This is a genomic window from Synechococcus sp. UW179B (genome assembly GCF_900474245.1).
Classification (GTDB): domain Bacteria; phylum Cyanobacteriota; class Cyanobacteriia; order PCC-6307; family Cyanobiaceae; genus Synechococcus_C.
Window position 1 is genome coordinate 23,110 of the sequence record NZ_UCNZ01000007.1, and the last position, 19,623, is coordinate 42,732.

The following is a 19,623-nucleotide window of genomic DNA, read 5'->3' on the forward strand; positions in this document are numbered from 1 at the left end:
CCTTCCCTTTCCTTCTGTTTAAGCGCTGTCATGACCTCTACACCCTCCAAATCCCGCAAGTCTGCGAAAGCCGCCAAGGCTGCCAAGGCAGAAGCCGCTGCTTTTGCTAAGTCCCGTGCACTTTCTAAAACACCTCCTCCCTTCCGTAACCGCGTTGTTGATAAGAAGGTCCTAAAAGAACTTGTTGCATGGGCCTTTAAGAATCACGGAACGGCTGTTACCGCGTCGATGGCGGATCAACTGAAGGATCTGGGTTTCAAGTACGCCACTCAGGCTGCTGTTTCGATTTCGGTAAACGATCTCAAGGTTCCCGCTGCAAAGAAAGATCTGCTCGCTCAGGCTGAAGAACTGATTACGGAGACAGAGGAGTCATACCGCCTTGGTGTCATCACAGAGGTTGAGCGTCATACCAAGGTGATCGACACCTGGACGGAGACCAACGAGCGTTTGGTTGACGCTGTCAAAAAGAACTTCAACGAAAACGATCCGCTCAACTCGGTTTGGATGATGGCCAACTCTGGGGCTCGGGGCAATATGTCCCAGGTCCGTCAGCTGGTGGGCATGCGCGGTTTGATGGCGAACCCCCAAGGGGAGATCATTGATCTTCCGATCCGCACCAATTTCCGTGAGGGACTCACGGTCACGGAATATGTGATCTCTTCCTACGGCGCCCGTAAGGGACTAGTGGATACCGCGCTGCGTACGGCTGACTCTGGCTACCTCACCCGCCGTTTGGTGGACGTCGCCCAAGACGTGATTGTTCGTGAGGACGACTGCGGCACCATGCGCTCGATCATGGTGAAGGCAGAGGACGGTCGTTTTGGCAATCGCTTGGTCGGACGATTGACTGCTGATCAGGTGCTTGGGGCTGATGGTGAGGTAATCGCTGAGCGCAACAGTGAAATCGATCCACCTCTCTCAAAACGCTTTGAAGCTGCCGGTGTCTCCGCGCTGACGGTGCGTTCTCCGCTCACCTGTGAGGCCAATCGTTCCGTATGCCGTAAGTGCTACGGCTGGGCTCTTGCCCACAATCACTTGGTTGACTTGGGCGAAGCGGTTGGAATCATCGCGGCTCAATCCATTGGAGAGCCTGGTACCCAGCTCACCATGAGAACGTTCCACACCGGTGGCGTGTCAACGGCTGAGAGTGGCGTTGTGCGTTCAAAAGTGGAAGGCACCGTTGAATTTGGCTCAAAGGCGAGAGTTCGTCCTTACCGCACACCCCATGGTGTGAATGCACAGCAGTCCGATGTGGACTTCTCGCTAACGATTAAGCCCAATGGAAGTGGTAAGCCACAGAAGATCGAAATCACCACGGGTTCGCTTCTGTTTGTTGACGACGGTCAGAAGATCGCCTCTGACGTGACGGTGGCAACCATTGCGGCTGGTGCCGTAATGAAGAGCGTTGAGAAAGCCACCAAAGATGTGATCTGCGATCTGGCAGGTCAGGTCAGCTACGACCCCACGATTCAGCCCCGCGAGGTGACTGACAGGCAGGGCAACATCACGCACAAAGCTCAGCGTCTTGGCCGGATGTGGGTTCTTGCTGGTGATGTCTATAACTTGCCGCCAAATGCGCGCCCCGTTGTCTCGTCAGGCGGGTCCGTCATCCCGGCTCAGGTGCTTGCTGAAGCCAGTCAAGCCAGTGAGTATGGCGGTGCGATTCGCTTGCGCGAAGCCTTGGGTGATTCGCGTGAGGTGCAGATTGTTACCACTTCCATGACGCTCCGCGATTTCAAACTTCTCGGCGAATCAACCCATGCTGGTGAGATCTGGAATCTTGAAGCGAAGGACGGGACGCGTTATCGCCTTAACACAATCCCTGGAAGCAAAATCGGCAACGCAGAAGTTGTAGCCGAACTTGCTGATGATCGCTTCCGCACACAAACCGGTGGACTAGTCAAATTTGCACCGGGACTTGCCATTAAGAAAGCTCGTTCTGCCAAAAATGGTTATGAGGTCAATAAGGGCGGCACCTTGTTGTGGATCCCTCAGGAAACGCATGAAATCAACAAAGATATTTCTTTGTTGATGATTACTGACGGTCAATGGATTGAAGCCGGCACCGAAGTGGTGAAGGATATCTTCAGCCAGACTGCAGGCATCGTGAGTGTGACTCAAAAGAACGATATTCTTCGCGAGATTATTGTTCGTAGCGGCAGTTTCCATCTCTGCACTGAGAAGAAGGTGCTCGAGCGTTTCCAGGGCGATGGGGTCATGGTGAATCCCGGTGAAGCGATTGCCAAGGGCATCAGCACCGACGCGATGGTGTTTGTGCAGGCGGTTGAAACTCCTGAGGGCACTGGTTTGCTACTCCGCCCTGTGGAGGAATACACGATCCCTAATGAGGCCCAGCTTCCTGATTTGGGTCATGTCAAGCAGCCCAATGGACCCCACCTCGGGATCAAGGCAACACAACGTTTGGCCTTCAAAGACAACGAGTTGGTCAAATCTGTAGAGGGTGTTGAGTTATTGCGCACTCAATTGATGTTGGAAACGTTTGACACCACTCCACAAATGACCGTGGATGTGGAAGCGGTTCCTGATAAGAGGGCTAAAACGATTGAGCGCCTTCAACTTGTAATTCTGGAAAGCATTTTGGTGCGTCGTGACACCATTTCAGACTCCAGCCATGGCTCCACTCACACTGAACTACAGGTGGAGGACGGACAGTCCGTTAAGGCTGGTGATGTTGTTGCAACCACACAGATTCTCTGCAAGCAGGCCGGTGTGGCTGAGATGCCAGAAGCCACAGAAGATGAGCCCGTGCGTCGTTTGATCGTTGAAAGGCCTGAAGACACAATCACGATCAACACCTCTGGATCCCCCGTCGTCACTGTTGGACAGCGTGTGGTTGATGGTGAAGAACTGGCTCAGGGACAGCCTTCTGATTGTTGTGGTGAGGTTGAGCAGGTGAGCGCCAACTCCGTCACTATGCGTCTGGGGCGTCCTTACATGATCTCGCCCGACTCGCTGTTGCATGTTCGCGATGGAGATCTCGTTCAGCGCGGTGATGGCTTGGCTCTTCTGGTCTTTGAACGACAGAAAACCGGTGACATCGTTCAGGGTCTACCTCGAATTGAGGAGTTGTTAGAGGCAAGACGCCCCCGGGAGTCTTCGATCCTTTGCAAAAAGCCAGGAACCGTAGAAATCAAACAGGGTGAAGACGACGAGTTCACCACGGTGACCGTGATCGAATCGGATGATGCGATCGCTGAATACCCGATCCTTCTTGGCCGGAACGTGATGGTGAGTGATGGCCAGCAGGTGAACGCCGGTGAACTTCTGACAGACGGGCCTATCAATCCCCATGAGTTGCTTGAGTGCTTCTTCGAGGACCTGCGCAGCCGCAAGCCCTTAATGGATGCAGCTCAGGAAGCGATTGCCAAGCTTCAGCACCGTCTTGTGACTGAAGTCCAGAACGTTTACAAGTCGCAGGGAGTGTCGATTCACAACAAGCACATTGAGGTGATTGTTCGTCAGATGACCAGCAAAGTTCGGATCGAAGATGCCGGTGACACCACGCTTCTCCCCGGAGAGTTGATCGAGCTCCGCCAGGTGGAAAACACCAATCAGGCGATGTCAATCACAGGTGGAGCGCCTGCTGAATTCACACCAGTGTTGCTAGGTATCACCAAGGCATCGCTCAACACCGACAGCTTCATTTCGGCGGCTTCTTTCCAAGAAACCACGCGTGTGCTCACCGAAGCAGCGATTGAAGGGAAGAGCGATTGGTTGCGTGGTCTCAAGGAAAACGTGATCATCGGTCGTTTGATTCCTGCAGGTACTGGCTTCAGTGGTTTTGAAGAGGAGTTGAGAGCGGAAGCCGGTCCTCATCCCGATATCCTCTCCGAGGATCCTGCTGGTTACCGCCGTATGCAGAATCTTCGCCCTGATTACACCGTTGATATGCCGGCAGCTCCTGCCGCCAAATCGACTGCTTTGTTGGATGATCCCAGCGCCGCAGATTTAGAGGCCACCCGCAGCAGGCATGGAATTGAGGCAGAGGCCAGCAATTTTGCTGCCTTTACCCGTCCAGATGCCGATAACGAGCTTGCTGAAGAGCAAGTTCTTGACCCAGCTGCGGTGGAGAACCTTCAGGAGCAGGGTCTCCTGAGCGATGAATGATTCTCTCGCTCGCATGAGCCGCCCCTGCCGCTTCAAACTGTTGATCCTTACCGACTTCGCTCATGATTGAGCCCTCTGTGATCCCAAAGCGGAAACTTCCCCGTTTTGGGTTTCATACCCATACTGAAAAGCTGAATGGTCGTGCCGCCATGCTCGGCTTCATCGCCTTGTTGGTTGTGGAGTTCAAAATTGGTCACGGCTTGTTGATCTGGTGATCAGCGCGCTTCTTGGTCGAAGTAAGTCCGAGCTGGAAGAGTGGGCGGTCACCCAGGGCCAGCCTGCCTTTCGTGGCCGGCAGCTCCACGATTGGCTTTACTCCAAGGGGGCACGGGATCTTCAAGGCATCACGGTGCTCCCCAAAGCTTGGCGCGCATCCCTTCAAGAGGAGGGGGTGTCAGTGGGTCGTTTGCATGAGCAAGAGCGACGGGTGGCAGCTGATGCCACCACCAAATTGCTGTTGGGCACCGAGGACGGCGAGACCTTGGAAACGGTTGGCATTCCGACCGATCAACGCCTCACGGTTTGTGTCTCGAGCCAGGTCGGATGCCCGATGGCCTGTCGTTTTTGCGCTACTGGTAAGGGAGGCTTGCAACGCTCACTTGCAGGGCATGAAATTGTTGCCCAAGTGCTCAGTATCCGAGAGGTCATGGAGCGTCGTCCTTCCCATGTGGTGTTTATGGGCATGGGTGAACCTTTGCTCAACATTGAAGCTGTGCTCGAATCCATTCGTTGCATCAATGACGATCTGGGCATCGGTCAACGTCGGATCACTGTGAGCACAGTGGGAGTGCCGCACACTCTGCCTCGCCTTGCTGACTTAGCGCTTCAACAGTTGGGCCGGGCTCAGTTCACCTTGGCTGTGAGCCTTCATGCACCCAACCAAGCGTTGAGGGAGGAGTTGATTCCTACGGCGAAGACCTATCCCTACGACGCACTTCTGGATGATTGTCGTTACTACCTCCACAAGACGGGACGGCGGGTGAGTTTTGAATACATCCTGCTTGGTGGGGTTAATGATCATCCGCACCACGCAGCCGAACTCGCTGATCGGGTGGGTGGTTTCCAGAGCCATGTGAATTTGATTGCCTACAACCCCATTGAGGAAGAGGAGTTTCAGCGACCAACGGCTCAGAGGATTGAGGGGTTTCGGCGAGTCCTTGAGCGTCGTGGCGTTGCTGTGAGTTTGCGAGCTAGCCGAGGTTTGGATCAGGATGCAGCTTGTGGACAGTTGCGTCGCAATCGACGGTCCTAGAGGAGACTGCAGAAGCAGACTTGATTGGATCCGATGGCACCGATTGACTGGTTTTTGCTGGTCTTTTACCTAATCGGAACTTTGTTCCTCGGGCTTTGGTTGGCTCGACGCAATCAGGGTGAAGAGGACTATTTCGTTGCTGGGCGCAGCTTGAGCGGTTGGTTGGCAGGCGCTTCGATGGCGGCCACCACCTTCTCTATCGACACACCGTTGTACGTGGCCGGTTTGGTGGGAACCAGAGGGCTGGCGGCGAATTGGGAGTGGTGGGGGTTTGGCCTTGCTCATGTGGCGATGGCGGTGGTGTTTGCGCCGCTGTGGCGGCGCAGCGGTGTGATGACAGACGCTGCCTTCACCGAACTCCGCTATGGAGGAGCCACGGCGGCTTGGCTGCGGGGCACAAAAGCCTTTTTGCTTGCTCTTCCGATCAATTGCATCGGCATCGGCTATGCGTTCTTGGCGATGCGAAAGGTGGTGCAAGCGCTAGGGATTGTGTCCGATCAGCCCGTACCAGCACTCGGCGGTCTCCCCGACACGGTCCTGTTGCTCATGATCGTGGCTGTTTTGGTCCTCGTGTACACGGTGGCCGGTGGCCTTTGGGCCGTTGTGATCACTGATTTTGTTCAGCTGATTTTGGCGATGCTGGGCGCTTTTGCTGTGGCTTGGGCTGCCATCCATGCCGCTGGTGGCATGGATGCTCTGCTGACAAGCCTCAACGATTTGGGTCGTCCCGAGGTGTTGTCACTGGTTCCTTGGCGATGGACCGATGCTGGTTTCGATTGGATTGGTGGGGCGGGCATCAGTGCTTCCACCTTCTTGGCCTACCTCACGGTGCAGTGGTGGAGTTTCCGACGCAGTGATGGCGGTGGTGAATTCATTCAAAGGATGCTTGCCACCCGCGATGAACGCCAGGCGCGGTTGGCGGGCTGGGTGTTTCTGGTGGTCAATTACCTGCTGCGCAGCTGGTTGTGGGTGTTGGTGGCCTTAGCGGCTCTGGTGCTGCTGCCCGATCAGGCCGACTGGGAATTGAGTTATCCGGCTTTGGCGCTGGCCTACCTCCCCCCTGTGGTGCTTGGCCTGGTGGTGGTCTCCTTGGTGGCGGCCTTTATGAGCACGGTGAGCACATCTGTGAACTGGGGCGCGAGTTATCTCACCCATGACCTCTATCAGCGTTTTGTCCGGCCTGACGCCTCTCAGAAAGAGCTGCTCTTGGTGGGACAGGCAACCAGCGTTCTTTTGTTGGTGTTAGGGGTGTTAACGGCTTTGATCAGTGACAGCATCGGCACCGTGTTCCGGTTGGTGATTGCGATCGGTACGGGCCCTGGAGTGGTCCTGGTCTTGCGTTGGTTCTGGTGGCGCATCAATGCCGCAGCAGAGCTGTCATCGATGGTGTGTGGATTTTTTGTTGGCTTGGCCACGTCTGTGATTCCCGTTCTTCAAATTTCGGACTACGGGCTCAGATTGATGGTCACCACGGCCATCACCGCTGTGGTTTGGGTGGTGGTGATGTTGATCACCCCGCCGGAATCAGCGGAGGTGCTGGAGCGGTTCGTGCAGCGCGTTCAGCCCCCGGGGCCTGGCTGGAGTCGTTGGCGGCGTCGCTGTGAGGTGGAGGCCTCTGAATCGCTGCAAGATCTGCTCACTCGTTTTTTGCTGAGTAGTTGTGTTCTGTTTGGGGCGCTGCTCGGGTCGGGTGCCTTCCTTCTCCATCAGCAAGTGGCCGGTTGGTCCGGTTTGATCCTCACGGTTGTCTCCCTCTCGCTGCTCTGGCGCGGGCGGCATTCCCGTCTAGCCGTTTAGTCACCCTTCACAATGGACTGAAAACCGGAACCGTGAGTTTTTTTCGCAGCACCATCCTTCCTGTTCTGATCGTGGCTTTATTTGGCCTCGCTTTGTTTGCAGTGAGCGCTCGCATCTGGTTGCCTGGTGACATGCTTGCGCCAGCTCCGGTCAGTTGACCTGATGCTTCTACGATCAATGCCATGACCGATCGCCTGCCCCTGGATCGTGAACCACGTGTGGCCAATCTGGCTATCGATCCGGATGTGCTCGCCCGTGAGCTTGAAGCAGAAGAGGTGGGTGATCCCCTCGATGAAATCGATCTCGACGATCCAGAGCAGGACGCCCTAGAGGCCATTCGCCAGTGTGACGAGGCCCTGAATTGGTTGCAGCAAGGGCATGACCAGCGGCTCCAAGGGTTGCGCGTGTTTTGTGAACATCGAGATCCCCGCTCGGTTCCACTGCTCCTGCCTCTCCTGGAAGAGGTGTGCCCCGTTGTGCGGATGAGCGCCGTCTACGCCCTCGGCCGGAATCCCTCCCCCCCCGCTGTAGGGCCCCTCTTGAAATTGCTGCAAGATGACAGCAATGCCTATGTGCGCAAAGCCACGGCCTGGAGCCTTGGCAATTACCCCGATGCACCGGTGTTGAATCCCTTGATTCGCGCCTTGCAAACCGATGTGGCAGCGGTGCGCTTGTGGGCTTCGGTGTCCCTTGCTGAAGCCGGTGTGACCTCGGCGGCAAAGGCCGATCCGGCGGCTGGCCAGTTGCTGATTAGCTTGCGAATCGACAGTGAACCCGTGGTGCGAAGCAATTGCATCTGGGCTCTCGGCCGCCTGCTGGAGCATCTTGTTGAGCCCCGTCGCCTTGAGGTGATCGAGGTGTTTGTGCGTGCCCTTTTGCAAGATTGTGAAAGGTCTGTTCGCGATGAAGCCCGTACGGCTCTTGAGCAGATGGAATCCCCCGATGTTTTGGATCGACTGCAGACCTTGATGGACGAGGGATTGTTTAGCTGATCGGACGAACTGACACGACCCCCCATCAGCTTCGCGTTCTCGCCTTTAACATCTATTCATCGTTGGGTCTGGTGCATGCCTGAGAGCACGCTTCGTTTCCGAATTCGTCCGGATGGCCGTGTCGAGGAGCAGGTGGAAGGCGTTGAAGGCGACGCTTGTCTGCAACTGACGGAACGGTTGGAATCAGTTTTAGGCACGGTGGAACGCCGGCAGCCAACGTCTGATGCCTACGTCACAACCCAAACCCAGTCCCAGTCCCAGTTCGTCGAGCCCTCCTGATGTCCCATTTCAGTACTGTCAAAACCGAACTTCGCCAGCGGGAGTCTTTGGTCTCCGCTCTTGAAGATCTTGGTTATGAGCCCAAACAGGGAGGTCATTCCGTTCGCGGATATCGCGGCCAAACCGTGGAGGCTGAGCTATCGGTGACCGTTCAGGACTCTGCTGATTTTGGGTTCGTTTGGAACGAAGCCAATGGTGCCTATGAGTTCGTGACCGATCTGGATTTGTGGCGCCAGTCCATGCCAGTTGAGAGATTTTTGTCTCGTCTCACCCAGCGCTATGCCCTCAACACGGTGTTGAAGGCTTCCCTCACCGAGGGCTTCGCTGTTGCCGAACAGCGCGATTGCCAGGATGGATCAATCGAATTGGTCGTGACCCGTTGGGATGCCTGATTCGCAGCGGGCGGGGGGGCAATCCGTGAACGACTCGACCGGTAATCCCGCTGCTGCTTACAGCGCTTCCTCCCTTGAGGAGGATCAGCAATCCACTGGCATGGAACCCGTACTGGGTGGTGCCCTCGCCGAAAAAGCTGTCTGGGTGGACGAGGCTGTCTGCATTGGTTGCAGGTACTGCGCTCATGTGGCCTGCAACACCTTCATCATTGAGCCGAATTTGGGGCGCTCCCGTGCGGTTCGCCAGGACGGTGACAGTTCTGCGCGCATTCAAGAGGCGATTGAAACCTGCCCTGTGGACTGCATTCACTGGGTTGCCTTTGATGACCTCAAGGGCCTCCAAGCCCAGCTGGATTCTCAGGAGCTTCTTCCCCTAGGTCTTCCCTCACCGGCTCGTCCAAGACGGATTCTTCCTCGGCAGTCTCAAGACTGAACTGCGATGTCATCCCTGGCTTTCCCGGCTTTGCCAACACGACGCTTTGGTCGCACAGAGCTGGCCATGCCCGTTTTGTCCCTGGGGGGCATGCGCTTTCAGCAAAGCTGGTCGGATCTTGAGGCGAACGGGATTACTCAGGAGTCTCAACGCACGGTGGAGGTCACCCTCCGCCGTGCGGTAGAGCTTGGGTTTCACCATCTGGAAACCGCGCGTCATTACGGCAGCTCCGAACGACAACTGGGCTGGGCCCTTCCCCTTGCCCCTGATCCAGATCGCATCCTTCAAACGAAGGTGCCGCCCAGGGAGGACCCTGCGGTGTTTGAAGCCGAGCTTGAACTCAGCCTGGAGCGCTTAAACGTTCAGCGCATTGAGTTGCTGGCCATCCATGGCATCAACCGCTTGGATCATCTGGAGCAAACGCTGCGACCAGGGGGTTGTATGGAGGTGGTCCGCCGCTGGCAGAGAGAGGGTCGGATCGACCATGTGGGCTTCTCGACCCATGGCGAAACCAGTGTCATCGAAGCTGCGATCAACTCCGATGCCTTCGATTACGTGAACTTGCATTGGTATTACATCCGGCAAGACAACGAACCGGCGTTGAACGCAGCCCAACGTCACGACATGGGTGTGTTCATCATTAGCCCCACCGATAAAGGTGGCCATCTGCATACCCCTTCACTGCTTTTGAAGCAGCTTTGCGCTCCCCTGCACCCGATCGTGTTTAACGATCTGTTCTGCCTGCGTGATCCCCGCGTTCACACCATCAGTGTTGGCGCATCCAGGCCGGGTGATCTTGATCTTCATCTTGAAGCTGTGGGGCAACTCGATAGCGCTGAAGGGCTGATCGCTCCGATTCAAGACCGTTTGCATGCGCAAGCTCTGCGGGCTCTTGGTGAACCTTGGCTGATGACCTGGCGTGAGGGGTTGCCCCATTGGAAAGACACGCCAGGGGGGATCAACCTTCCTGTGTTGCTCTGGCTCCACAATTTGATGGAAGCTTGGGATCTAGAGAGTTATGCCCAGGCGCGTTATGGAATTCTGGGTCATGCAGGACATTGGGCTCCTGGTGCGAACGCCGATGCTTTTGATCAGGAGGTCAGCGAGAGTGAGCTCCGTTCTGTTTTGAACCAAAGCCCCTGGGCTGAAACGATTCCAGGCATCCTGAGGGGGTTAAAGAGACGGGTGGGCGGCGTTCCTCAGGAACGCTTGTCGTCAGCCTGAGTCCCGAGGGGAAGACGGCTGGGGAGTCCAACGGTTCGGGGATAGCTCTTGGGGCAAGGTGCCAAAGGCTCAATTCGAATCAATGTGCGCAGCCCCCGACCGGCTGGCAGGTTGATTTGCTTGCAGTCGGCAAGTTTGGCTTTGAGTGTAACCAAGGCTCGTTTGAGGTTTGTTTCGTCGTCGTCGCTCCAATGGCCGCGATAGAGCAGCGCCTGGCCTTGAAGGCTCAAAAGGGGCACGAGATACTCCGCTACCACCGGGGGTGTGGCGACGGCTCTGGCCATCGCTAAATCGAACGTCCCACGACAAGCCCGCTCCTGACCGGTCACCTCTACGCGCTCGGTGCGCACGTCCACGCGCTTTCCTAAGCCAAGCGCGTTGGCCATGGCTTCCACCGCCGCAGTTTTGCGGCCGACGGAATCGACAAGGGTGAGCGTGGTTCCGGGTAGGGCGATGGCGACAGCCAGTCCAGGGAACCCACCTCCCGTTCCTACATCGATGCAGCGACGGGTCAGATCGGGGGTGCGTAGCTCCTTTTCAAGAGGCCAAAGGCTGTCAAAGACCTGGGCGATCCAGAACTCTTCGTTCTCCACCAAACGGGTGAGATTCACCCTGCTGTTCCAATGGCGCAGCAGGGCTTGCAGCTCTTTGAGTTGCGAGAGCTGGGTGTCATTGGGTTGCCAACCCAGGCAGTGCCATAGGTCAGGCCCGGCCTCAGAAAAGGTGTTTGCTTCTGGCATGGCTGCCAGGGCAGCGACTCTTCCTACAATGCACCTTTGTGATTCGGCTCGAAGAAGACCTGATGTCGGCCTCGACCCATTACGAACGGTTGGGAGTCGGCCGTGGAGTCGACGCCGAGACGCTACGTCGCGCCTTTCGACGGCTCAGTAAGTCGGTTCATCCCGACACCACGACCTTGCCGGCCGCGGAAGCAGCGCGCCAATTTCAGCTGTTGCGTGAGGCCTATGACCAGTTGGCGGATCCCTCGTTGCGGCGGCTCTATGACGCTCAATTAATCCAGCAGGATCAGCTCTGGCAACAGCAGCACGCGCCGCTGCCATCCCCAGCCGTGTCTTCTACAACGGCGATTGGTGAGCGGCGACCCCTCTCAGGAGGGGAGTGGTTGTCGCTGTTGATGTTGCTCGGGGCCTTGCTTTTGTGCCTATCGCTGGGAGTTGGGGTCGCCTGGAGTCGGGGCATGGAGCTTCAGGTTCAGCCCAGTTGGCTGGTGGCCGAGCAGACTCAAGACGAGCCGTTGATTAGGGATGTCCTTGATGGTGTCGATGCCTCCAGCCGAAACTCCTTTGAATCAGCACTCGCTCCAAGCTCTTGAGCATTGGCTCCAGCAGCTTGGAGCGCAGCGACTAGACAACGATCCGTGTGGCTGGTCATGGCAGCAGGAGGGATGGACGGCTGAGATCCGTCTGCAACAAACGGATCTCGCGGTGATCTGGAGTCCGAATGAGGCGCCTCGCCCCTGCGTGTTCCCCTATGGATTGTCCCGCGCTGATGTCGAGGCGGCCCTGCGTCTAGGGCCCTGAGAACTCAGTTCGTTGCTTGTGTTTGCAGAAGGTCGAGTGCTTCCTGGAGCACGGAGTAGCAGTGATCGAGCTGCTCATCGCTGATGCAAAGCGGTGGAAGCAGATACACCACCTGACCAAGAGGCCGAATCAGGACGCCCCGGTCTCTCGCCAGCCGGCGCAGCACTTTTCCAGCAGGGTTGAGGTAACCCTCTGCGTCTGTGACGACGAGATCAAAGGCTGCGATGGTCCCTGTCACGCGAACACGCTTGATGCCTGGGAGGCGTGCCAATCCCTCTAGGCGTGATCGATGTCTCGCCTCAAACCCCAGGTATTTCTCTGGTTCTGCTTCGAGGAGATCCAGACTGGCGTTCGCTGCCGCACACCCCAGGGGGTTGGCGGTGAAACTGTGGCCATGCCAAAGCGTCAAGCTGGGGTCCTTGCCAACGAAGGCGTCGAAAACAGCGCTGCTGGCCATGGTGATTCCCATGGGAAGAAATCCAGCGGTCAGGCCTTTGGATAGCGCGACGAGATCGGGTTTGACCCCCGCCCGTTGGGTCGCCAAAAAATCACCGCAACGACCAAATCCTGTCAGGACTTCGTCGGCGATCAACAAGGTTCCAGCGTTGCGAACACGCTTTTCTACTTCTTGCAGAAAGGTTGGACGCACCATGCTCATTCCTCCCGCGCCCTGGACAAGCGGCTCGAGGATCACCGCCGCGGTGGGTGTCTTGAGGGCTTGTTCTAGCTGGTTCAGGGCCGTTTGTTCATGCTGTTCAACCTGATCGTCGTCCCACCAAGTTGCCGGCCATGGGATGCGGGCGACCGGAAACAACAAGGGGTCAAAGGGTTCACTGAACAGGCTGCGCGCTCCGACGGCCATCGCTCCAAACGTATCTCCGTGATACGCGCCGTCGAATGCGATGACCTGCTGCCTTGGCTCTCCTTTGTTGTGCCACCACTGAATCGCGATTTTGAGTGCCACCTCAACGGCGGTGGAACCGTTGTCGGAGAAAAACACCCGCTCCAATCCGGTTTTGGCTGCTAAGCGATCGGCGAGCAGTTCCGCTTGAGGGTGCGTGAATTCAGCGAAAATAACCTGCTCAAGGGTTTCGGCCTGACGAGCGATGGCAGCTGCGACATGGGGGTGGGCATGCCCATGCAAGGTGACCCACCAGCTGCTGATTGCATCGATTAACGGAGGCCCTTCATCGCGATAAAGAAGGGCACCATCTCCTCGAAGCACTCTCTCTAAAGGAGGCGTTGTCGAGACCTGGGTGAACGGAGGCCAAAGGTGGGGATGGTGGTTCTGAGGCACTTCGTCGTCGCAGCTGCCAGTGGATGGATTCGTCTGTGCTGAGGTCAGCGGCACATCTCACTGTTTTGTTCTGCTTCCGTAGCGATCGGGCCACAGTTAAACCAACGCACCAGTCCGACTTCGACGTCGGTGAATAACACCAAAATCCCTGCGCAAAGGAGGGCTACAGCCACGGCGGCTCCGGTCTGACGGCGATTCATCTCGAAGCCTGTAAACGATTGATCTCGGTTTCGACCTTAGCTTTCACGTTCTGAACATGCCATTGCCTCGCTAAGGCTGCGGCATTGAGTTGTTCGAGCGGTGGTAATTCGCACAGCAAAGGAATCTGGCCGAGTTCGTTCAGGGTGCGGGGGTTGTCGGCATGGGCAGGTCCATTGATCACCAGCCCAAGGATCGGAATGTTCCGTTCCCTTAGGGCTTCGAGGCTGAGAAGCGTGTGGTTCAAGGTGCCCAGTTCACTTCGGGCTACCAACACCACCGGAAGCTGCCAGCGTTCCAATTGTTCGATTTGTAACCACTGGCGTGTGAGTGGCACCATCAGGCCTCCAGCGGTCTCCACGACCAATGGCCCAGCGATGGCTGGCAGTTGGAGCTGGTCTGGATCGATGCATTTTCCCTCTCGTTCCGCAGCCCAGTGCGGAGAGACGGGAGCTTGAAATGCATAGGCTTCTGGGTGCCATCGCTCCTGTGGAAGCTCGAGAAGATCGATCACCCGTTGACGATCACCACCGCCTTCGGTTCCGCTTTGGACCGGCTTCCAATAGGTGGCGTCTAAGCCTTGAACAAAGAGGGCGCTGATAATCGTTTTCCCGACATCGGTGTCTGTTCCGCAAATCACCAATCGAAGCGGAGGCGTGTTCATCGCTCGAGCACCAGGAGTTGGATCAACCAGGTCAATCTGACTTGCCCTTGAGCAGAACGCTCAGGCCAGTGGGCGCTCAGCTGACGCCATTGCTTCACGCTGAGAGCGGAGCGCGTGCTGCTGCCCGCGCCAATGGTTTGCATGGGCCGCAGCAGAGTTGTGATCTGGCTCGCTTGTTCGCTGAAGCGGAGCTGCTGTTGGTGTCTGATCTGCTGTTTGGGTAACGACGCCATCAACGCTTCGCTGGTTGGGAAGCGCAGTGCTGAGCAGGGGACGGCCGCTTGGCGTGCGGCCGTGTGCCATTGCGGGAAGCAGCCTTCAACCGGCAGCGCCACGATTAACCAGCCACCTGGGGCTAAACACTCGAACCAGTGCTGCAGTCTTGTGCCGGGATCGGACAACCAGTGGAGGCAGAAACTGGAGGCGATCAGCGTTGGAGCGTCGTCCCAGGCTTGGAGGGACTGATTTAAATCCCACAGCTGCGTGTGGTCTGGACGGGAGTTGCGGGCCAGCATGGACGGGCTGCCATCGATGCGCTCCACCACCCTGCCGGGGTTGCGTTGTTCGATGGCATCGGCAAGCAATCCCGTTCCACTCCCGAGATCCAACCACCGTCCTGATGGAATGGGTAAGCGCTGGCAGTGCCAGGCGAGTCGCCAGGCCATGGCCGCTTGCAGACGGGCGGCCCGGTTGTAATCGCTTGCGGCGCCATCGAAGCTTTGTAGAACCTTCGCTCCCCAGGTGTTGCTCATCGCTCTTCAGGGGGCTGATCAAGCCAGCGTTGGATGCGTATCAGAAGATCTGGCACCAACAGGGCATGCCCGCTGCCGGGCATGAACCAGTGCTCCGCTGGATGCTGCAGGCGGGTTTGAACGGCATCGCGCAGTTCTTGTCTGGCGGCAGGCACCACGATGGCGTCTTGTTCTGCTTCGACCACCAGCACTCTGCTGGATGCCTGCAGCCCTGGCGGTAACTCTGCGCTGGCGATGAGCTGATCCAAGTCGTCGGTTAGGCGTTGACGGCCCTCGGGCGACAGCCCCTCATGGATGGGGCCGCGTGGAAGGCCATCTGCTGGCGATGGCGCTGCCGCCCGCCTCAAAAAGTTCGTGAGCATCTCGGCTTCAGCGTCGCTACCAAGGCAGCGGCGCATGCCCTTCAAGCCTGTTTTGAGAGCGCGACCTTTGGCTCCTTGCGGCACAAATCTGGAAAAGCTTGCCAGCAACACCACATCGGTGGCGTGGGCGAGCACGGCATCCGGGAGCAGATGCGGTCCTAGGGAGTGAGCAATCACCACGCGGCGTTGCCGTTCTGTTGGCTCTTGATCGTCTTGCCAAAAGGGCATGTGCTCCTGGCGTTTGCCATAACCCCGTTCACCGCTTTGCCAAGACCAGTGGTGATGGTTGAAATGCCGGATCCAGGACACCCATGAATGGCTGTCTCCGCTCCAGCCATGCATGGCGATGACCTGTTTCATCGGGTCCTATCAGCCCAAAGAAAGGGCGTGCAGCAGTGCGTCCAATGTCCCATCGGGCAGGTGCCGACGCACCACCAGACGGAGTCGTGCCGTTCCTTCGGGCACGGTGGGGGGGCGGATGGCAATGCTCAACAGCCCTTCGGCTTCCAGGGTTTGTTGACGGTCGAGGGCTGCTTGGTCTGGACCGATCACCAGGGGCAGAATCGGACCGACCCCACCTGGACGCGTCCAACCAGCGGCAGCGAGAGCGGAGCGCCAGTGTTGGCTCGTTGCGATGAGCTCTGTCGACCAATGGGGATGGCGTTGCATCAGCGTTAATGCAGCGAGAGCGGCCGCGGCAAGGGGTGGTGCCAACGCTGTGGTGTAGCGAAAGGCGCCACTGGTTTGGAGCAGGGTTTCGCCGAGATCTCCATCGCAGGCCAGAAACGCACCGCCGCTTCCAAAGGCTTTGCCGAAGGTGCCACTGAGCAGGGTGACGGCCTTGGTCGGTAAGGCATGGCTGAGACCACGTCCCCCATCCCCCAGGACGCCCAGGGCATGGGCTTCATCGACCAGGAGTCGGGCAGCATGGCTGGAGCAGAGCTCTGCCATGGCACTCAGGTTGGGACTGGTGCCCTCCATGCTGAACAGGCTTTCTGTGATCACCAAGGGTTGCTGCCCTGGGTGTCGATCCCGGCATCGCTCCAGCTTGCGGTTGAGATCGATGAGGTCGTTGTGGGCAAAGCGCTGAAGCTTGGCACCACTGGCTTGCACGCCTGTGAGGAGGGAGTGATGGCAGAGCCGGTCCGCCAGAACTGGCGTATGGCGGTCGGCAAGGGCAAGAACGGCGGCAAGATTGGCTTGAAAGCCGCTTGGGTAGAGCAGAACGCGATCTCGATGTAACCAGTGCGCGAGCTCTTGCTCGAGTTGGTCATGCACCGGGCGGCTGCCGCTCACCAGCCTGGACCCACCGGCCCCCACGCCGCTTCGTTTGATTTCTTCTGTCGCTGCCGCGATGAGCTCTGGGTGCTGAGCCAGATTGAGGTAATCATTGCTGGCTAAATCCACCAGACAGGGCGACGCTTCACCGCCTTGATCGGTTGCGTTGACCGGCAGCAGCCCCGATCCATCTGGATTGGGGCTCCAGGTGCGTAGCTGGCGTCGGCGTGCTTGAGAAGGGCTGCTCATGGGAGTCAGTTTGCTGCTCTCTGCTCGCACAATCCCTAGGATCCAACCATGGTGTCACCGGATGTTTCCCAGCTGTTCCCATTCCCTTTGGATGGGTTCCAGTTGGAATCGATTGATGCCTTGAATCAAGGGCATTCCGTTGTTGTGAGTGCGCCCACGGGATCAGGCAAGACGCTGGTGGGCGAGTACGCCATTCATCGGGCCATTGCCCATGGCCAAAAGGTCTTTTACACCACACCGCTTAAGGCCTTATCTAATCAAAAGCTGCGCGATTTTCGTGAACAGTTTGGGGCTGAAAATGTTGGCCTGATGACCGGTGATCTGAGCGTTAACCGCGAGGCACGGGTGGTGGTGATGACCACCGAGATTTTCCGCAACATGCTGTATGCAGAAGCGGATGAGCATGACGATCCGCTTGCCGATGTGGAGTCGGTCGTGCTCGATGAGTGCCATTACATGAATGATTCCCAGCGGGGAACCGTCTGGGAAGAATCGATCATTCACTGTCCGCCTTCTGTCCAACTGGTGGCGTTGTCCGCCACCGTTGCCAATGCGGGGCAACTCACCGATTGGATCGAGAAGGTGCACGGTCCAACGCGTCTGGTGCTCAGTGATTTTCGTCCTGTGCCTCTGCAGTTCAGTTTTTGTAGTGCGAAGGGGCTCCATCCACTTTTGAATGATCAGGGGACTGGAATCCATCCCAATTGCAAGGTTTGGCGTGCGCCAAAAGGGCACAAGCGCAAAGGTCGCTCGCCAAGACCGCCTCAGCCGGAAGCACCGCCGATCAGTTTTGTGGTGGCGCAAATGGCGCAACGGGAGATGCTCCCCGCCATCTATTTCATCTTCAGTCGCCGTGGTTGTGACAAGGCTGTTCGCGACCTAGGGGTGCAGTGCCTGGTCAGCGAGGCCGAGCAAGCCATTATTCGGGACCGGCTTGAGGCTTATACAGCCGCAAATCCGGAGGCCGTTCGCGATGGTCTGCATGCTGATGCCTTGCTGCGCGGGATCGCATCCCATCACGCTGGCGTGCTGCCTGCTTGGAAAGAGCTGATCGAGGAGTTGTTTCAGCAGGGGTTGGTGAAGGTGGTGTTTGCCACCGAAACATTGGCAGCGGGCATCAATATGCCGGCGCGCAGCACGGTGATCGCATCCCTTTCGAAGCGCACCGAACGGGGGCATCGCCCCCTCATGGCCAGTGAATTTCTGCAAATGGCTGGGCGCGCCGGCCGTCGAGGCTTAGATACCCAGGGCTATGTGGTGACTGTTCAGAGTCGATTTGAGGGGGTGCGTGAGGCGGCTCAGCTGGCCACGAGCCCTTCTGATCCTTTGGTGAGTCAATTCACCCCCAGCTACGGCATGGTGCTCAACCTGCTGCAGCGACATGACTTAGCCAAGGCCAGAGAGCTGGTGGAGCGGAGCTTTGGTCGCTACCTCGCCAGCTTGGATTTGGTGGAGGAAGAAGACCATCTGGGTGCGTTGCGGATGCAGCTTGCCCAACTGCAAGGCACGGCTGGTGACGTGCCTTGGGAAGACTTTGAGGAATACGAAAAACAGCGTGGCCGTGTCCGCGAGGAGAGGCGTCTGCTCAGGATTCTTCAGCAGCAGGCAGAAGAAACCCTGGCCCACGAACTCACGATTGCCCTCCAGTTCGCAAGCGTTGGAACGTTGGTGAGCCTTAAATCTCCCCGGCTGCGAGGAGGGGTCACGCCGGCCGTGATCGTGGAGAAATGCGATGGCCCAGGGCAGTTCCCATTGTTGCTTTGCCTAACGCAGGACAACGTCTGGATCCTGTTGCCCTGCCAGGGGGTGGTGAGTTTGCATGCGGAATTGAGTTGTTTGCAGGTTGATGGCGTGACGTCGCCTGATCTCAGCCGTTCTGGTGAGCTCCGTCATGGCGATCAGGACAGTGGCCGTTTGGCTTTGGCGGTGGCTCATATGGCAAGGCGTCATGACATGACCACCGCTCAGTACGACTTGGCTGGCGAAGTGTTGTCGCAAGTGCGCCTCGTCAAGGAGTTGGAAGATGAGCTGGAAGAGCATCCGGCTCATCGCTGGGGGGATCGCAAGCAACTCAAGAAGCACCGGCGACGCATGGAAGATCTTGAGCATGAAATTCGTGAGCGCGAGCAATTGCTCCATCACCGCTCCAACCGGCACTGGGAGACCTTTTTGGCTCTCATTGAGATCTTGCGGCACTTTGGCTGCCTGGATGCGTTGGAACCTACGGAGATCGGTCGCACCGTTGCCGCTCTTCGTGGCGACAACGAGCTCTGGCTTGGCCTGGCACTGATGAGCGGTCATCTCGACGAGTTGCCTCCAGCAGAACTGGCCGCAGTGTTTGAGGCCATCAGCACGGAGGTGAATCGGCCAGATCTTTGGAGCGCATTCCCGGCCCCTCCTCTTGCAGAAGAGGCCCTGCATGATTTATCGGGGATCCGTCGGGAGCTTTTGCGGGCTCAGGAGCGCTTCAAGGTGGTGGTGCCAGCTTGGTGGGAGCCTGAATTGATGGGATTGGTGGAGGCTTGGGCCAAGGGGACAACCTGGAATGATCTGATCGCTAACACCTCTTTGGATGAGGGAGATGTGGTGCGGATCATGCGCCGCACGGTGGATCTCTTGGCCCAGGTGCCTTACTGCGAGGCGATTAGTGAGCAGCTGCGCAAGAACGCCCGTGCGGCCTTAACCGCGATTAATCGCTTCCCTGTGGCGGAGGCTGATCAGCTGCTCAAGGCCGCGGCTGCCGAATCCAGCGGTCTCAATGCGGCCACGGAGCGGGCTGCCTGAA

At 57.7% G+C, this 19,623-nt stretch carries 20 protein-coding genes; 13 read left to right on the top strand and 7 right to left on the bottom strand.

Going from position 1 to position 19,623, the window contains the following annotated elements:
• Positions 1-30: 30 nt before the first annotated feature.
• The 10 genes from DXY38_RS03920 to DXY38_RS03960 all read left to right on the top strand — a co-directional run bounded on the left by DXY38_RS03920 (position 31) and on the right by DXY38_RS03960 (position 10,497).
• Positions 31-4,128, top strand: a complete 4,098-nt coding sequence (locus tag DXY38_RS03920) for a DNA-directed RNA polymerase subunit beta' (protein ID WP_115070565.1) — start codon at positions 31-33, stop codon at positions 4,126-4,128.
• A 62-nt stretch (positions 4,129-4,190) separates the two neighbouring features.
• Complete coding sequence (locus DXY38_RS03925) at positions 4,191-4,343, top strand: high light inducible protein (RefSeq protein WP_115070566.1); 153 nt, start codon at positions 4,191-4,193, stop codon at positions 4,341-4,343.
• Complete coding sequence (gene rlmN / locus DXY38_RS03930; RefSeq protein ID WP_115070567.1) at positions 4,340-5,380, top strand: 23S rRNA (adenine(2503)-C(2))-methyltransferase RlmN; 1,041 nt, start codon at positions 4,340-4,342, stop codon at positions 5,378-5,380. Before DXY38_RS03925 ends, rlmN begins: the two co-directional genes overlap by 4 nt.
• 33 nt (positions 5,381-5,413) lie before the next feature.
• Complete coding sequence (locus DXY38_RS03935) at positions 5,414-7,177, top strand: sodium:solute symporter family protein (RefSeq protein ID WP_115070568.1); 1,764 nt, start codon at positions 5,414-5,416, stop codon at positions 7,175-7,177.
• 32 nt (positions 7,178-7,209) lie between these two features.
• A complete protein-coding gene (locus DXY38_RS14070; RefSeq protein ID WP_255321986.1) occupies positions 7,210-7,335 on the top strand; it encodes a hypothetical protein in 126 nt (41 codons plus the stop codon).
• A 24-nt stretch (positions 7,336-7,359) separates the two neighbouring features.
• Complete coding sequence (locus tag DXY38_RS03940) at positions 7,360-8,169, top strand: HEAT repeat domain-containing protein (protein WP_006854358.1); 810 nt, start codon at positions 7,360-7,362, stop codon at positions 8,167-8,169.
• A gap of 75 nt (positions 8,170-8,244) precedes the next feature.
• Positions 8,245-8,448: a DUF2997 domain-containing protein gene (locus tag DXY38_RS03945; RefSeq protein WP_115070569.1), complete on the top strand. Its 204-nt coding sequence runs from the start codon at positions 8,245-8,247 to the stop codon at positions 8,446-8,448.
• Positions 8,448-8,840 (top strand): DUF1257 domain-containing protein, encoded by a 393-nt coding sequence (locus DXY38_RS03950; protein ID WP_006854356.1) that lies wholly within the window; start codon positions 8,448-8,450, stop codon positions 8,838-8,840. Before DXY38_RS03945 ends, DXY38_RS03950 begins: the two co-directional genes overlap by 1 nt.
• A complete protein-coding gene (locus DXY38_RS03955; protein ID WP_115070570.1) occupies positions 8,833-9,273 on the top strand; it encodes a ferredoxin in 441 nt (146 codons plus the stop codon). Before DXY38_RS03950 ends, DXY38_RS03955 begins: the two co-directional genes overlap by 8 nt.
• Positions 9,274-9,279: 6 nt before the next feature.
• On the top strand, positions 9,280-10,497 hold the full coding sequence (locus tag DXY38_RS03960; protein WP_115070571.1) for an aldo/keto reductase: 1,218 nt from the start codon (positions 9,280-9,282) through the stop codon (positions 10,495-10,497).
• Here the strand turns inward: DXY38_RS03960 and rsmG are convergent.
• The gene (gene rsmG, locus DXY38_RS03965; RefSeq protein ID WP_115070572.1) at positions 10,473-11,237 is read right to left on the bottom strand and encodes a 16S rRNA (guanine(527)-N(7))-methyltransferase RsmG; all 765 of its coding nucleotides are present in this window, start codon (positions 11,235-11,237) and stop codon (positions 10,473-10,475) included. The genes DXY38_RS03960 and rsmG overlap by 25 nt on opposite strands.
• Before the next feature lie 62 nt (positions 11,238-11,299).
• Between rsmG and DXY38_RS03970 the strand changes: the two genes are divergently transcribed.
• Both DXY38_RS03970 and DXY38_RS03975 read left to right on the top strand, forming a co-directional pair.
• A complete protein-coding gene (locus DXY38_RS03970; RefSeq protein WP_115070621.1) occupies positions 11,300-11,830 on the top strand; it encodes a J domain-containing protein in 531 nt (176 codons plus the stop codon).
• The gene (locus DXY38_RS03975; RefSeq protein WP_038014464.1) at positions 11,802-12,038 is read left to right on the top strand and encodes a DUF3143 domain-containing protein; all 237 of its coding nucleotides are present in this window, start codon (positions 11,802-11,804) and stop codon (positions 12,036-12,038) included. Before DXY38_RS03970 ends, DXY38_RS03975 begins: the two co-directional genes overlap by 29 nt.
• A gap of 4 nt (positions 12,039-12,042) precedes the next feature.
• On the opposite strand, the gene bioA is transcribed toward DXY38_RS03975, so the two are convergent.
• The 6 genes from bioA to DXY38_RS04000 are packed head-to-tail and all read right to left on the bottom strand — an operon-like array spanning position 12,043 to position 16,838.
• Complete coding sequence (gene bioA, locus DXY38_RS03980; protein WP_115070573.1) at positions 12,043-13,335, bottom strand: adenosylmethionine--8-amino-7-oxononanoate transaminase; 1,293 nt, start codon at positions 13,333-13,335, stop codon at positions 12,043-12,045.
• A 44-nt stretch (positions 13,336-13,379) separates the two neighbouring features.
• Positions 13,380-13,535 (bottom strand): hypothetical protein, encoded by a 156-nt coding sequence (locus tag DXY38_RS13645; RefSeq protein WP_006854349.1) that lies wholly within the window; start codon positions 13,533-13,535, stop codon positions 13,380-13,382.
• Positions 13,532-14,197, bottom strand: coding sequence for a dethiobiotin synthase (gene bioD, locus DXY38_RS03985; protein ID WP_115070574.1), 666 nt, complete (start codon positions 14,195-14,197; stop codon positions 13,532-13,534). The genes DXY38_RS13645 and bioD overlap by 4 nt, the downstream gene beginning before the upstream one ends.
• Positions 14,194-14,949, bottom strand: a complete 756-nt coding sequence (locus tag DXY38_RS03990; RefSeq protein WP_115070575.1) for a methyltransferase domain-containing protein — start codon at positions 14,947-14,949, stop codon at positions 14,194-14,196. Before DXY38_RS03990 ends, bioD begins: the two co-directional genes overlap by 4 nt.
• Positions 14,946-15,671, bottom strand: a complete 726-nt coding sequence (locus DXY38_RS03995) for an alpha/beta fold hydrolase (protein WP_115070576.1) — start codon at positions 15,669-15,671, stop codon at positions 14,946-14,948. Before DXY38_RS03995 ends, DXY38_RS03990 begins: the two co-directional genes overlap by 4 nt.
• Before the next feature lie 9 nt (positions 15,672-15,680).
• Positions 15,681-16,838 carry an aminotransferase class I/II-fold pyridoxal phosphate-dependent enzyme gene (locus DXY38_RS04000; protein WP_115070577.1) on the bottom strand — a complete coding sequence of 386 codons (1,158 nt, stop codon included), beginning with the start codon at positions 16,836-16,838 and terminating at the stop codon, positions 15,681-15,683.
• A gap of 48 nt (positions 16,839-16,886) precedes the next feature.
• Between DXY38_RS04000 and DXY38_RS04005 the strand changes: the two genes are divergently transcribed.
• Positions 16,887-19,622, top strand: coding sequence for an RNA helicase (locus DXY38_RS04005; protein ID WP_115070578.1), 2,736 nt, complete (start codon positions 16,887-16,889; stop codon positions 19,620-19,622).
• Position 19,623: the final 1 nt, after the last annotated feature.